The organism is Pseudoalteromonas sp. MMG033 (genome assembly GCF_057197785.1).
This window is the reverse complement of sequence record NZ_CM170070.1, coordinates 2,976,044-2,991,406: the sequence shown is the minus strand read 5'-3', so window position 1 is coordinate 2,991,406 and position 15,363 is coordinate 2,976,044. Positions and strand designations below refer to the sequence as shown.

At 44.0% G+C, this 15,363-nt stretch carries 11 protein-coding genes; 5 read left to right on the top strand and 6 right to left on the bottom strand.

What is annotated here, in order from left to right; genetic code table 11:
* Positions 1-7: 7 nt before the first annotated feature.
* Genes AC2CZC_RS13160 through AC2CZC_RS13150 form a run of 3 tightly spaced genes read right to left on the bottom strand, consistent with a single transcriptional unit; the run spans position 8 to position 3,608 of the window.
* The gene (locus AC2CZC_RS13160) at positions 8-526 is read right to left on the bottom strand and encodes a hypothetical protein (RefSeq protein ID WP_484582108.1); all 519 of its coding nucleotides are present in this window, start codon (positions 524-526) and stop codon (positions 8-10) included.
* Positions 526-1,689, bottom strand: a complete 1,164-nt coding sequence (locus tag AC2CZC_RS13155) for a ferritin-like domain-containing protein (protein ID WP_484582107.1) — start codon at positions 1,687-1,689, stop codon at positions 526-528. The genes AC2CZC_RS13160 and AC2CZC_RS13155 overlap by 1 nt, the downstream gene beginning before the upstream one ends.
* Positions 1,686-3,608, bottom strand: coding sequence for a GMC family oxidoreductase (locus AC2CZC_RS13150; protein WP_484582106.1), 1,923 nt, complete (start codon positions 3,606-3,608; stop codon positions 1,686-1,688). Before AC2CZC_RS13150 ends, AC2CZC_RS13155 begins: the two co-directional genes overlap by 4 nt.
* Positions 3,609-4,042: 434 nt before the next feature.
* Here AC2CZC_RS13150 and AC2CZC_RS13145 point away from each other — a divergent pair, with 434 nt between their 5' ends.
* The 3 genes from AC2CZC_RS13145 to AC2CZC_RS13135 all read left to right on the top strand — a co-directional run bounded on the left by AC2CZC_RS13145 (position 4,043) and on the right by AC2CZC_RS13135 (position 8,336).
* On the top strand, positions 4,043-5,479 hold the full coding sequence (locus AC2CZC_RS13145) for a glycoside hydrolase family 15 protein (protein ID WP_484582105.1): 1,437 nt from the start codon (positions 4,043-4,045) through the stop codon (positions 5,477-5,479).
* Between the two features lie 338 nt (positions 5,480-5,817).
* Positions 5,818-6,648 carry an MBL fold metallo-hydrolase gene (locus AC2CZC_RS13140; RefSeq protein WP_484582104.1) on the top strand — a complete coding sequence of 277 codons (831 nt, stop codon included), beginning with the start codon at positions 5,818-5,820 and terminating at the stop codon, positions 6,646-6,648.
* A gap of 32 nt (positions 6,649-6,680) precedes the next feature.
* Positions 6,681-8,336 (top strand): alpha-keto acid decarboxylase family protein, encoded by a 1,656-nt coding sequence (locus tag AC2CZC_RS13135; protein WP_484582103.1) that lies wholly within the window; start codon positions 6,681-6,683, stop codon positions 8,334-8,336.
* Between the two features lie 105 nt (positions 8,337-8,441).
* Here the strand turns inward: AC2CZC_RS13135 and AC2CZC_RS13130 are convergent, their stop codons facing one another.
* Positions 8,442-9,674: a DEAD/DEAH box helicase gene (locus AC2CZC_RS13130; RefSeq protein WP_484582102.1), complete on the bottom strand. Its 1,233-nt coding sequence runs from the start codon at positions 9,672-9,674 to the stop codon at positions 8,442-8,444.
* Between the two features lie 143 nt (positions 9,675-9,817).
* Between AC2CZC_RS13130 and codB the strand changes: the two genes are divergently transcribed.
* Positions 9,818-11,026 (top strand): cytosine permease, encoded by a 1,209-nt coding sequence (gene codB, locus AC2CZC_RS13125; RefSeq protein WP_484582101.1) that lies wholly within the window; start codon positions 9,818-9,820, stop codon positions 11,024-11,026.
* Here codB and AC2CZC_RS13120 read toward each other — a convergent pair.
* Positions 11,021-11,698 carry a hypothetical protein gene (locus AC2CZC_RS13120; RefSeq protein ID WP_484582100.1) on the bottom strand — a complete coding sequence of 226 codons (678 nt, stop codon included), beginning with the start codon at positions 11,696-11,698 and terminating at the stop codon, positions 11,021-11,023. The genes codB and AC2CZC_RS13120 overlap by 6 nt on opposite strands.
* Positions 11,699-11,761: 63 nt before the next feature.
* Positions 11,762-12,370, bottom strand: a complete 609-nt coding sequence (locus AC2CZC_RS13115; RefSeq protein WP_484582099.1) for a hypothetical protein — start codon at positions 12,368-12,370, stop codon at positions 11,762-11,764.
* Positions 12,371-12,721: 351 nt separating this feature from the next.
* Here AC2CZC_RS13115 and AC2CZC_RS13110 point away from each other — a divergent pair, with 351 nt between their 5' ends.
* Positions 12,722-15,349 carry a TonB-dependent receptor domain-containing protein gene (locus AC2CZC_RS13110; protein WP_484582098.1) on the top strand — a complete coding sequence of 876 codons (2,628 nt, stop codon included), beginning with the start codon at positions 12,722-12,724 and terminating at the stop codon, positions 15,347-15,349.
* Positions 15,350-15,363: the final 14 nt, after the last annotated feature.

The following is a 15,363-nucleotide window of genomic DNA, read 5'->3' as shown; positions in this document are numbered from 1 at the left end:
CTTACATTTATTTTGATTGAACACTTTGCTGCTTTACAAACTGCCAGCTGTTGTCGAAATGAATTCTAGGTGGCTCGCTCCAAGAACCATAACCCGGCCCTTTTGCGCCTGATGGATTGGCATCAATCGCTTGCCAAAGTAAACCCTCTGTATATGAAGCAGAGCTTACAAAAAACGTTTTATCCTGCTCACTCTTGCCATAAGCCTCTCGCCAAGTACGTGGTAATTGATACCAAGTGCCGGTGTACCAAAGCTTGATGATATTTCTGGCGACAGGCCCCAGCTTCACATCCCCCATGATCTGTTGTCGTATACCAGTTAAAAACATTTGCTCGTCACAGGCACATTCATACACGGTTTGAAACACGCAAAGTAACTGTTCAACCGTGTCACGGCCAACAATGTCATTAAGTGTTTTATAGTAATGTTCAACTTGGCCTGTACCATGTAGTGCAAACGCATTGAAATCCGTGAGTGCACCTGATAGCTCAATAAATTGCTGCTGTTGATTTTGCTGAGTATTCATTACGCCCGCCCCTTATGTACACAAGTCTGCTCTACTTTATCGTTCAATGAATCACGGCTACTGGCGTCAATTTCGAATGTAGGGCCTGCGTGCATATTAGGCTCAATCGAAATCGGGTTACGGATCAGTTGGCTGGCGAACTCTTTCAACCGGAACATGTCGCACACTGCACCCAACAAAAGGTTTTGATGACCACTGAACGCATCATTGATGATGCCTAAAAACTCATGGTAACTATGGTTAAAATCTTTCGCGGCTTTTAATAAAGTTGGGTTTTCTGCAAAATCCGACAGCTTGGGGTTTGTCTTGATTGGATATACCTTACTAAAATCGACTTCGAACTTTGCGCCAGTTGGGTTACTTGGCCTATCACCTTTTTGATAATAACGGCCAAACTGTAACTGCTTGAATCGATAGTAATGGGATAGCTCTCCCTCATTATCAAACTCTTGATTCTCTGTATCTTCGCCCAGCTCTGCCTTCCCTTCTCCTTGCTCTTTGATCAAATTCAACGCGGCAATGGCCGATCTTTCATCCGTGACTTCTATGACTTCGCCACCGCCGGAGTAATAGTATTTATTGGAAACCTGATATTTAGGGTCGCCGATAAAAATGGTTTCTCCGCACTCTCTGGCCTGCGTCTCTAAAAATTTAATGCCGTCTATAATGGCATCGTAAAAATCACCAATGCTATAAAAGCTATATGTTGGCGATTTTAGCGGTTTTATCGCATCCAAATGAAAACGCGCATGATTTGCACGTGTGATACAGCCATTAGGGCAAGTACTTGAAGTATTTTTTGGAGGCTTTGAAGGCCGCTCAATATTCAAAAAAGTCTCAAGGGTCTCTGGTGTAAAAGCGGCAATCGAGACTTGGAAGTCTTTCTCACCATCCGGCAAATAAGTTGGAAATGAAGGCATAAAGCCTTCAGTCAATACATTGGGATGTCTACCCAATGCATTGAGCACATTCGCAGACAACGTCATATGAAGCATCTCTTCAACCAAAACCGCTCTAATAACCGCCGTGGCCTCTAAATTGGTTTCAGGATGGATACTATATAATGCCGTTAAATACGGCGGAATTGTCGCATGTTCCAATTGAATCGCGGCATCTAACATCTGATATAAATCATCAATGGTATTGATAATACGTTCGTTCATGAGCGCGCTCCTTTAGCCAGTTTAAAGGCATCATCAGCTACGACATTCACGGGATAACTGCTCAAATGTGCCAAAATATGCTCCGTGGTTTTAAAGCAAAGCGCTGCAAGTGTCAGAGTAGTATTCGACGTACCAATGCTTGGCATACTGCCAGAGCCAATCAGGTATAAATTACTGTGATCCCATGATTGCTGATATTCATTCACCACAGAGTTTTTGGCAGAGGTACCCATAACATGCGTGCCGGAAAAGTGATTGCCACCACGGAAGTAATAACTCTCACCTTGGTAATTGAACGAGCCATAATCAAGCAATGAATAACTTGAAAAGTCCTGCGCACCAAGGCGCTGGAAAAATACCTTTGACGTTTCACGTGCGTAGGCAATGCCCGCTTTGGAGTAATCAGACAAGTTATAATTGACGATTGGGCGCATGTTACCGAGCGCATCGGTATATTCTGGGTCGACCGTAATGCGGTTGCTCTCATCTGCTGGCTGTTCGACCATATAAGCAAACAGCAATTGATTTGATATTCTCTCAACGGTACTTTGGCGAAGTGCCTTACCAAATTTGTTTTCAGTATCGACTAACTCTTCAATATCTGAAAAAGGCGAGCCCGTTGCCCAGCCCCAACCATCATTATGAATGTCTACACCAAACGACGCTTGCTTGGCTCTGCTTTGTCCATATCTAAAGTCCGCAATACCAGAGGTGCATTTTGTCCCTCGCATTGTCCCCGCTGCTTCTGGCAACAAACCCCAAGCGAGCAAATAAGTATGATCCATTAAATTTTTGCCCATTAACCCGCTCGAACTAGGTAAATCAGACGCGAGCATGAGTCGGGCGTTTTCTACCGCGTTGGTCGCCAAAATAAAGGTTTTTGCAGTGATATTACCTGTCGTATGCTCAGGCGAAGAGGTCTTGGTATAGTGCTTGAATTCAATATGACTGACTTGATCAGTACATCCATTGACAAAGACTTTGCTGGCAACCGCTTGTGGTAAAAAGTCAAGGTTACCTGTTTGCGCTGCGCTGTATAAAGTTTTTCGTGCATCATATTTGGCTTGCACAGGACATATCGGCACACAGTTGTTATTACCTTGGCAGCGCCCGCCTTGCTCGCTCTGCACTGCGCCCACAGCTCCGACAGGATTAAACCCCGCACCGTTTTGATAATCCGCATTAGGAATGCCATTTCGACCTTGTGGAAACGGACGCACTTTGACCGTGTGTACTTCGCCAGCTAACTCAAACTCAGCCCCATCAATGCCTTTTCCCACCACTTGGTCAAGATAGGAGGCCGGCAACCCATGCATTGGGTATACGTAGCCAGGTTCGTACTTAAGCCCGTAAAAGCCTTGCTCCTCAACATTAGCAGATACGCCAATTTCACGTTCAGCCATACGGTAATAGGGCATCAAGTCATCATAGCTGATGGGCCAATCTAACCCAACGCCATAGTGGGTTTTGATTTTAAAATCATCTGGTAACATGCGCAGAATTTTGGCTTCCCAGTGCATGGTTGTGCCACCCGTTACCCGCGTGTAGGTGCTATCTAGTGCCAAAGGCCCATTTTGTACCATGTACCCTTGGGTATCCATTTGACCCAAACATAGCTTGCGAACATCAGTCGACCTAGGCATAGGTGCATTTGGGTTATCAGGATATGGCGCGTTGTTATCTTTTGACGCGTTGACATAATAATTAGATATATACTCCTTGAAGCCTTCATAACTTAAGCTTTTTGCGGGCGCAGCTTCAAGCACAAGTACTTGATACCCCTTAGAAGTGAGTTCTTTCGCGGCAATCGCACCGCTAATCCCTGAGCCAACGATCACTGCATCATATTTACCGTCATTCGAATTTTGAATTGCTTGCTCAGGTGTTACTTGCTCTATTGTTGAATTTGATTCACTCATTCAAGTGTCCCCATCTTATTCCATTAACAACAGCATTAACATTCAAGCTAAAAATCAGTGTAGCAGATATTACAAAATGGCAATTATAAATTAAGTACCCGAAAAAATTCCGGCCTGGATATAATAGAAATAGGTTCCTAAAATCGATGTATATGTAGACAAATTAAGCAAATAAGTACAAAAACTCAAAATCAACCATCCAGAAACTAGTCTTTCATAGCTACGTTTTAGTTTCTCCAACCAAATTAATAACTTGTTAAATAAATCGAAATATTTAAGCGGGTAGCTGTTTTTTGTGTATATACTTTCTGATGCACTCAGTGCGACTACAACGGATTGCTAATGTGAGACAGTTAGTGAATGAACTTGGTTGTATGTTTGATTTCTCACACCGACATTCCGAGACAATTAACACCTTTACTCTTGGAACACTTATGACAACTCAAACGAACACGGTACTCAAATCAGAGCAAGAATACCCGACAGCTATTGATGCACAACCACTTGAAAAGTGGGCAAAAGTGGCAAGACAACATGTGCTAGATAGGATGATTGCGAATATTTCACCCGACGATGGAGAGCGTGGCGCTGTACTCGCCTCTCCCTCTCGCACCAACCCAAACTACTATTACCACTGGGTCAGAGATGCGGCACGAACAATGAGCGAAATTGCCAAGCTCAATGGCCTTGATCGTAGAAATTTTAAAGATAACTACTACGACATGATGATTGACTATGTCGAGTTCACCAAAATAAACCAAACAACACCAACCGTCAGTAATAGTTTGGGCGAGCCCAAGTTTTACGTCACTGGACAAGCGTTCAACGGACCCTGGGGCAGACCACAAAATGATGGTCCTGCGCAACGTGCGCTCACCATCACTCGTTGGGCAAATACTCTCTTAGAGAATGGCGAAAAAGGCTATGTCACAGGCACTTTGTACGACTCAAAAGAGCCTTCATTTAGCATCATCAAAGCGGATTTAGATTTTGTTGCGAACCACTGGCAGGACCCTTGCTTTGATCTGTGGGAAGAAGTCGATGGCACCCATTTTTATACTCGACTGCTACAACGCACAGCGCTGCGCGAAGGCGCTGATTTAGCGAATAAGCTTAATGACCCAGGTGCAGCTGATTACTATAACCAACAGGCTGCTTTAATTGAAAGTTCAATAGATGATTTTTGGAGTGAGGAACAGGGCTACTTTCTAACCACGCTAAACCGTGTTGGCGGGCTAGATTACAAGTCGTCAAACCTTGACGTTGCAACAACTTTAGGTATTTGCCAAGCACTGTCTGACACCCATCCATTCCTAAACCCACACGAAGATAGAGTACTGGCAACTGCCTACGCACTCCATCAAGCGTTTGATCCACTTTATCTAATTAACGCCATAGAACACACCTCATCTGGCGATCCTGTTGCACCAGGAATTGGACGCTACCCAGAGGATAAATACGCAGGCAGTGCGCCTCTTGGGCAGGGGAATCCTTGGTTTTTGTGTACCGCCTCTTTGAGCAGTATTTGCTACAAAGCCGCAGCCCTATTTGCTGAGCAAAAAAATATTGAAGTCAACAAATATAACCTCGGCCAATTGAATTTGGCAGTGAAACTGGTCGACCCCAAATGCCAACTAGAAGTGGGCGAATGTTTCAGTAGCAGAACCAAAACATTCAAGTCCATTATCTCTGGCTTAAAAGCGCTTGGTGACGCGTATCTTCGCCGCATACAGATCCACGCAGGGGAGCATACGTCATTGTCGGAGCAATTTAGTCGCTACGACGGCTACATGACCAGTGCTGAGCACCTAACTTGGAGCTATGTATCCGTAGCAATCGCCATTGATTTACGCAATGCGTTAAAGATTTGAAATCACCGACGGCCGCAAGCACTGAGGTTACGGTCGTTATTAGAGTTTATTAAACCGTACTTGGCCAAAAGCAAATAATCACGCTTTTAGGATGTGGCACACAGTAACAGCGGATGTTGATATGGTAAAAGCACAACAACTTTACCCACACTATGCGCAGCGAAAGTTGCGCATAGCATCTGTGTTTACTGCCACATCACCTTGTGAACCAGCCATTTTTAATCGTCATACCCGCTACCTTTGGCCAGTCCTTCTACCGTCTCATTATCTATTTAGCTGTTACAAAGCACGCCGTGCATGTGCTTTGTCTCCTTTATCTATCACAGCGAGTAAATGCTATGAATATACCTATTACCAACCCAATCAAAATTGTTGTTAAACACACAGGCAATGTGAAAATTCACACCTTCATCTCTTCATACGAAGGCGATAATATTGCCAATGCAACACACATTATTGAAAGTGAAAATGTCCTAGTACTGATTGATGGCCAGTTTTTAAGTCCCTACGCGAAAAAGTTTCGTGAATACGCCGACAGTTTAAAAAAGCCCATAGAGCGTTTGTATTTATCACATCGCCATCCAGATCATTGGTTTGGCCTTGGAGATGCATTTGCAGATATTGAAATATATACACTGCCTGAAACCATCGATTTTTTAAAAGCACATGGTGAAGAGTCTCGTGAAGATCATATGGGTAAATTAGGTGATCTCGCGCCAGAAAAAGTCGTTATCCCACAACATGCGGTCAGCCCCGGTATTGAGGTCATCGACGGCGTGAAGTACGTTATCGAACGTATCGTCGATACGGAAATTGACTATGGGATCACCTTAAAGCTTCCTGACCTTGGCATATTTATCGCCCAAGACTTGCTTTACAGCGGCACGCATCTTTATCTCACTAAATATCTCGATCATTGGATGGAACAACATGAAGATATGCTGACATCCAACTATGACTTGTTCTTACCCGGGCACGGCGCGCCTGCAGATAAAAATGAAGTACTGGAAAACCTCAAGTATCTGATTGCAGCTAAGCAAGCCATTGCTGACGGCCTGAAAAATCAGGAATTTAAAGCGTTTATGCTCAACAAATTTCCAACTAGGCAATGTCCAGCCATTTTCGACATTTACCTACCCCGACTCTTTGACGGCGCTAGCGAATATTAATCAACACTAACCAAATTGATAGGTGGATCAGCATGGATACACAATACACAGTAGGACAGTACCTCACTCAAAGACTTGAAGAGCTTGGCCTAGGTCACTTGTTTTCAATCGCGGGGGACTATACCATTGAATGGATCAACAAACATATTGAGCCAAGCAGTATTGAGCTTATTGAAGAGGTCAACGAACTTAACGCAGGTTATGCGGCAGATGGCTATGCCAGATTAAAAGGCATTGGCGCTATGTGCTTTACATATTCTGCCGGTACCCTCAGCGCGGTAAACGCAGTTGCGGCATCCTATGCAGAACGCATCCCCGTAGTTGTGGTCAACGGTGCACCAAGTATACAAAAACGTCTCACCGCTCAACAAACTGGCTTTACATACCACCATATGATTGATGGCGAAACCGACTTAAATATCTACAAAAATATCACTGCGGCAGCAATCAAAATAGATAACCCTGAACTTGCGCCAAGATTGATTGACTATGCACTGACTGAGTGTATCTCACAAAAACGCCCCGCTTACATAGAGCTACTGGAAGATATGGTAGAACAGCCTTGTGCAGCGCCACAAGGCAAGCTTACACCGCTTACGCCTATCCCGCTGCAAGACAATGTAGACCAAGCCATTGATAAAATTCAACAAGCTTTATCACAAGCTGAGCGCCCTATTGTTTGGTTAGGTGCCGAAGTGGACCGTATGGGTCTTCATGAGGAAGCAAACGCTTTAATCAGAAAACTGAACCTGCCTTATGTGACAGAGCTCATCAGTAAAGCGGTATTTTCCGAAAATGACCCGCTCTTTGCAGGTGTTTTTGATGGTCAAGCCTCCTCTGAGGTCACCCAGAAATTAGTCAATGAGTCTGACTTTATTTTAGGCTTAGGTGTTTGGCTATCAGATATCAACTCACTGGGCCAGGCGGTAGATTATGATAAAACTGCACTTATTTCATGGGATACTGTGAAACTGGGCACCTACTTTGTGCCACAGGTGCCACTGGCAAACTTCATCGATGAACTGAATCAAAAGCCACTCTCAAACTTATCTGCATGTGCAATCCCAAGCGAAGCACCAGACAACAGCGAGCAATTTAGCGGAGATATCAGCTACCAAGGCTTTTATGACTTTATCCAGAGCAAAGAGTACATTAACGACAACGTGCTTATCGGCAGTGACGCCAGCTTAAACTTTTTTGGCAGCCTACTGCTCAAAGTCGGCACACCAAGAGGGTTTGTCGCCCAACCGACTTATTCGTCCATTGGCTATATTGGCCCAGCAGCAACAGGCATGAGCCTTGCTAAACAAGACCACCAGCGTGTGTTTGTATTTTCTGGTGATGGTGGATTTCAAATGACACCCCAGTGTTTGTCCACACAAACCAGATTTAAGCTCAACCCGATTATTTTTGTCATGGACAACGGTGTATATGGGGTAGAGCAGTGGCTATATGATGCGGAAATATTCTCAAGCGATCAGCCCTTCTTTGAGTCATGTATTTTGCACCAGTGGGATTACTGTAAACTTGCCAATGTATTCGGCTGTAAAGGCTGGAAAGCCAATACGTACGAAGAGCTCAACGAGGCAATTTTAGGCGCGCTTGAAAACTTGGATAGCCCTTCACTAATACAGGTTCGCGTGCCACCTAAATCACTGCCCGATAATGCTAAGTGGAAGAAAAAATGATTTGATAGCGCTGAATTCAAAGCCGAAAATATAAACACCATAGGTAAATAGGCGAATCATTGCCAAATAGGAAAAAGGGGCTTGTTATCAGCCCCTTATTTTCATTTACTTTTTTCTGCGCCTTGTGCGCTGGCCTAGAACGCGCTTTTTATCCCTTTGCTTTCTCGACTTCGCAGAGTTTTTACGATTGTCTTTGGGCTCTTTGGTTAAATCAGGCTCATACCCTGCCAACCACTGAGGTGTGAGTCGAGTATCGAGCAATACTTCTATTTCTTCTAATAACCACTGCTCATCAATACTCACTAAAGAAATCGATTGGCCGCTGTTTCCAGCACGGCCTGTACGCCCAATACGGTGAATATAATCTTCCGCTACATACGGCAGCTCTGCATTAATGACATAACTTAATGCTTTAATATCAATACCGCGTGCTGCAACATCCGTTGCCACAAGGACGCGTGTTTTACCTGATTTGAATTGCTCTAACGCGCGTTCTCGTGCCCCTTGAGACTTATCACCATGGATAGAAAGCGTCGCCAAACCATCTTTATTCAGCTCACTTGCATACTCATCTGCACTCTTTTTAGTCCGTGTAAATACCAGCACCTGCTGCCAGTTATTTTTACCAATCAGGTGCGAGATCAGTTCACGTTTTCGGTCTTCATCCACCGCATAGAAAGTTTGTTCTACCTTGTCCGCCGTGCTGTTTTGCTGCTCAACACCAACGCGCTCAGGGGTATTCAGCCACATTTTTACTTGCGTCAGCACGCTCTCATCCATTGTTGCCGAGAACAACATTGTTTGACGCTTTTCAGGCATTTTACGCATAATGCGCTTAATTTCGCCGATAAAACCCATGTCTAACATGCGATCAGCTTCATCAAACACCAGGTGAGAAATAGCATTGAGAGACAAAGTCCCTTTGATCATGTGATCCAACAACCGTCCAGGCGTGGCGATGACGATGTCGACCCCTTCTTTTAAGATCTTTTCTTGAGGACCAATATTGGCGCCACCATACAAACAAGCCACCTTTAAGTGACTGAACTTGGCCAAGCGTTTGGTGTCTTTCGCAACCTGTTGCGCCAGCTCTCGAGTCGGTGCAAGCACCAAAGCGCGTACCGCGGGCGTATCAAATTCACTTTGCAATAGGGTATTTAAGATCGGCAGCATAAAAGCCGCAGTTTTACCTGTACCTGTCTGGGCTGTGGCCAGTAAGTCTTTGCCCTGTAGAATGAGTGGAATACTCAGCGCTTGAATTTGTGTTGGCTCAGTAAACTCTAACTGTGCTAGCGCTTGATTGAGTTCATCTGCAAGATTTAAAGATTGGAAAGACATAGGTGCCCATTAGTACTGCCAAAGATTCGCCCAGTATAACAAACCCAGAACACACTTGTGTACAGTGCAATAAAGTTAACTCTCCATAATTGTGCTGCAATTTCACAATACACTTTATACTTACACAGTAAAATGGAGCCCTTATGTCAGCGCATGAATTCGATTTAAAACCTGTCCCCACAGTAGCAAGACGAGCATCAATCGCCATGGTGATGTTAATGTTGGGCCTGACTTTTTTCTCAGCGAGTATGTGGACAGGTGGCAAACTCGGCGTTGGCTTATCACAAGCTGATTTCATAACAGCGGTTGTTGCGGGCAACCTAATTCTCGCCATATACACTGCATTTTTAGCCTATATCGGTGCAAAAACAGGGCTTTCGACTCATTTACTTGCGCGCTTTTCTTTTGGCTTAAAAGGCTCTTGGCTGCCATCCGCACTTCTTGCTGGCACACAGGTTGGCTGGTTTGGTGTTGGTATCGCCATGTTTGCGCTGCCTGTGAGCAAAATTACCGGCTTTGATATTAGCTGGCTCATTCTCATTGCAGGCATATTGATGACCGCCACTGCATATATTGGGATCTCCGCTCTCATGATCCTCTCAATGATAGCGGTACCAGCCATTGCCCTACTCGGCGGATTCTCAGTATGGTTAGCGATTGACGGAGCAGGCGGACTATCCGGTTTGGCAGCTCAACCTATCACTTCACCACTGAGCCAAACTCAAGCGATCACCTTGGTAGTCGGTTCGTTCATCTCTGCGGGCACACTGACAGCAGATTTTATGCGCTTTGGCAAAAATGCTAAAAAGGCAGTGCTGATCACAGTTATCGCATTTTTAATCGGTAACAGCTTAATGTTTGTATTTGGTGGTGCAGGCGCCGCAGCAACGGGGAAATCTGATATTTCTGAGGTGTTGATGCTGCAAGGCTTATTACTACCCGCAGTGATTGTGCTGGGTTTAAATATTTGGACCACCAATGATAATGCACTTTATGCGTCTGGACTTGGGTTTGCCAATATCACGGGGCTTTCAAGCAAATGCCTTAGTGTCATCAATGGTCTCATCGGCACACTTTGCGCATTGTGGCTCTACAATCATTTTGTTAGCTGGTTAACCTTTCTATCCGCAGCAATTCCCCCTATTGGTGGTGTGCTGATCACGCATTACTTAACCCATAAAACGCGCTATCAAAATATGCAAAATGCACAGTGCCAGACAATAAACTGGACTGCCATCATCAGCGTTTTTATCGGTATCGCTGCGGGCCATTGGCTACAAGGGATCACGCCAGTTAATGCTGTGATAGCCAGTGCCACCAGCTTTTACTTGATGAAAAAATTAAAATTATAACGAAGCACTAACAGAATAATGGCCTTTAGCTAGCAAAGGAAAGTCATCCGATATAGCATAAATTTCAACTTGGTATATACCACTTTGCCACTGTTGTTTAGATAGTGTCACATAATGAAGATCATCAGCGGACTTAATAGAGACATTTTTAAATGCCAACAACTGCTGAGTATCTGTATTAATCCATTTCACTAATACTTTGTGACCGTAATCTGCACCAGTTTCAAATGTAGCTGTGATCTTTTTTATCTCAGCGTTAAATTCGTTTTGATTAGCATACCCAGCGAAAACCTGCTCACCATTGCTAAAATACACACGTGAAGGTCCATGATTGAGCATTTCAACTTCGTCACTGCCGTTTTTACCCACCGCTATTTTACTCAAGCGATTTGCGGCTTGTTTGACATCTGTAATTTGACCAATACTGTCTCTGTCTAAAATTCCTTGCTGTAGAGCAAAATGAACAATTTCTTCCTCATCTGCAAATTTCAATGCGAAGTTAGACAATTCATAAAAAGACCCTTCTACACCTTCTTTTTTTGTATTAATCGGAATAATATCCTGTTTGATGTTACATTTGATTTCTTGTGGCATGAGCTCAACTATTTGAGGCTCCACCTTAGTCATCGGCATATTTTCTTGTCGTATTGGTGTATCAAAGAGTATGTTCAAGAAAACACCCGTGAACAGACCCATTATAAATATGGCTAAATTTTTCATGTTCACGGGCAATACCTAATTGTTAAACGCGTTTTTCAGCCAAGTATCTCTTTCGCTAATACAGCTAGCTTTCAGATCAAAGCTTTTCAAGTAATTAACTCTATTGTCTCCACACTGATAATCAAATTGTTTAACTGGACCATAACACGACGCTAGCGCTTTTTTACCATCATTGATATAACCGACACACAAATTGTACTGCTCTTGGGAGGTCTCTGGTACTGCAATGCCACCGCCCGTGTTGCCAGTCGAATTAGTGCCACAGTTCATTTGACCTACGACTGTCAAAGCATAATTGGCCGCTTTTTTATATACCTCATAGGTATCTTTATATGTAGTCACATTTCCTGTATCAGGATCTGTACCAGTTTCACCACTGCGACACGCTTTTACGGCTGCTGCGTAATATACATCAGCATTTGCGATTTGTGATGAAGCTTGTACACCGCATGCATTGGCTGCACTTCTATCTGCCTCCGAAATTAGCTCTACTAGATCACAGTTATTACCGCTGCTACTCAGATCTGCGGTTAAATCATCTTCCCCAGTTCCTTCAGTACAACCACCAAGTAGACTTATACATGACAAGGAGACCAAAATTGTCTTTTTAGAGGTTTTCAACATTTTTTACTCTATCCCACTACATAAAAGCGCCGCATTTTATTGATTAAATAGCAACAAAACAAGCCGAAAAATCGTATAAACTGGGTTTATATAACAGTTGAGTAACTAACATTATGTTTTGTATTTGTTTTAATTAATCAATGTTAGATGAAGTCGACAATTGATAGACGCTCTATTTACATCTTTCGTCAAACAACACACTTTCTACTCTTTTTCTTCATTAAAATCAGCTTTGTTAATTAGTAACTTCATGTAAAGTTTACTTAAAATTTTGTTAGTGCGACAATTTGTCACATCTCAAACAAGGTCAACTTCATTATACTCGCCGCAGTTTTTTTCAGAGTTTTCTTTATGTTTTCGTATTCAAAATTATCTCTTGCGCTACTCGGCCTTGGCCTCTCTCACTTTGTTTCTGCGCAGCAAACAACACACATTGAACGTGTTGAAGTAACGGGTTCAAAAATTCAAAATATCGATTTAGAGTCAGCCAGTCCGGTAACCACCTTAACTGCTGAAGATCTTGCAATCACCGGTATGTCTAACTTAGAAGAGGTATTGCAAAGCTTAAGTGCATCAGCAGGCCCAGCAGGAAATGCCACTAATGCCTACTGGACTAGCAATGGCTACGCCACCGCGCAAGTCAATCTGCGAGGTATGGGCATTAAACGTACTCTGGTTTTACTCAATGGCAAACGCCTCGTTGCAGGGGGCACAGGTGCTAATGACAGCCCAGACCTGAATATGATCCCAATGGGACTCGTTGAGCGCATTGATATTTTAAAAGATGGCGCTTCAGCGATATATGGCGCCGATGCTGTCGCGGGTGTGGTCAATATCATCACCAAGTCTAATTTTGAAGGCACGACACTTGTTGCAAAAGTAGGTCAAAGCAGCAAAAAAGATGCTGAAAATGCAGAGCTAAACCTCTCTTATGGCAATTCATTTGATAAAGGCCATGTCACCGTTAATATCAATTATGTCGACAATGGTAACGCCTTACAATCAACTCGTAACCCCTGCCCATTAAGTGAAGTCGATGGCAAACTTGTGTGTATTTCATCTGGTTCAACCATTGGCGGGCGCGCACTGTTGGCGGATGGACAAGAAGTACAATTTAACCAAGTCGCAGGCCACAATGGTGACCTCTTTGAAGCCTATGACAATGACAAGCACGGCTACAATTGGTTTGAAGCGCTCAATGCATACAGCCCAATGCAGCGCCTGAATTTAGCGGCTTTTGTCTCTTATGAGCTGTCTGACTCTATTGTGCTTGATACATCCGTGCTTTACGCTAATCGACAGTCAGATCAAGTCGTCACACCAAGAGGGTTTAACTCTGTCGACGTTTCTAGATTGTTTGCTTACAACCCTACTGGACAAGATCTCACGTTAAAGCGTCGTCGAAATATTGAAGTACCCAACCCTGAGTTCTATCAAGAAACCAACACCACGCAAACCACATTCGCGCTCTCTGGCACACTAGCAAATAACTGGTTGTGGCAAGCAGGCTATAACTGGGGCAGAAATACCGGAACCGATGGCTGGAGCTATGATTTTGATGACACCAAAGTTGCGCAAACACTCGATGCGAATGTATGTAGCACAGCAAGTAATGCCGCCATTCCCTGTGGAGATTATTTTGGTATCGGTGAATTAACCCCAGATGTCATCGACTATGTGACTTACCAACGCGAAGGAACGGGTGGCAACCAGCTTCAATCTCTTAGCTTTGATTTGACGGGCGATATCACTGAGCTTAAAGCAGGCAGCTTAGCCTTTGCAACGGGTATCACTCTACGTAAAGAAAAAGGCTGGCGTGACCCAGATCCGATTGCGATACAAAACGGCGAAGAGGATGCAATTTCTGGTGACTCCGAAGTCAAAGAAGCATTTTTGGAGCTTTCTATTCCACTTTTAAGTGACTTACCCTACGCGCAATCCGTTAAAACGGATATGGCACTTCGCTACTCTGATTATCAGCATTTTGATGCCGAAACCACCTATAAACTGGGATTAACTTGGCGAGTTAACGACCAATGGCTGTTACGAGGCGTCCGATCTAGTGCATTTAGAGCGCCAACCATTACCGAGCAATTTGGCGGCACCAACATCGAAAACCTCATCACTATGGACCCATGCGATGGCGCAACAGGCATGATTTTAAATAACTGTCTCGCAGCTGGCGTACCTAATGGCTTTGAACAAGATGGCTCAACAATTCGCACAGGTGTGGGCGGCAACACCGAAGTCGGCCCAGAAACTGCGAATACCTTTACACTGGGCGTGGTATACCAAAACGGATTATTTTCAGCCACGCTAGACTATTTTGATATTGACGTTGATAACGCCATCAATAGTGTGTCTGGTTCTAACATGCTACGCCTTTGCTACAGCGATCCACTTGCCTACAAAGCTTATTGCGATAGCATTACCAGAGACACTATTACACACCAAGTCACCTTACTTGAAAAGCGCCCGATGAACGCCGCCAGTGAACAAGTCTCTGGGATAGATTTAAACATCAAATTTGCATCTAGTTATAAGCATCTCGACTACAAGTTCACTTGGGATACAACGCGCTTGCTCAAGCATGAAAACACCGCTTTTGACGGCGCAGAAACAGAAGTGTTACTTGGCAAAATCACCTCAGATAGGGGAAGCTTTGCGAAGTGGAAGTCTAATCTAACTACCAATGTCGCTGCTGCAAAGTGGCAAGGCAGCTATAGCATTCAGTATATCGGTAAAGCCCAAGACGAAAACGAAGGCGGTCCAATTGGCAGCCAAGTACCCAGTATCCTTTATCATGATGTGCAATTGGGTTATGCGGTATCTGACTCACTTGTTGTGTCCTTGGGTATAGACAACTTATTTGATAAGCGACCGCCATTTTTGACTTCATGGAATGATGCCAATACAGATGTATTTACTTACGACACGGTTGGCAGACGCGGCTATCTCAAAGCCACTTATCAGTTTTAAGCTCCTTCGGTGAC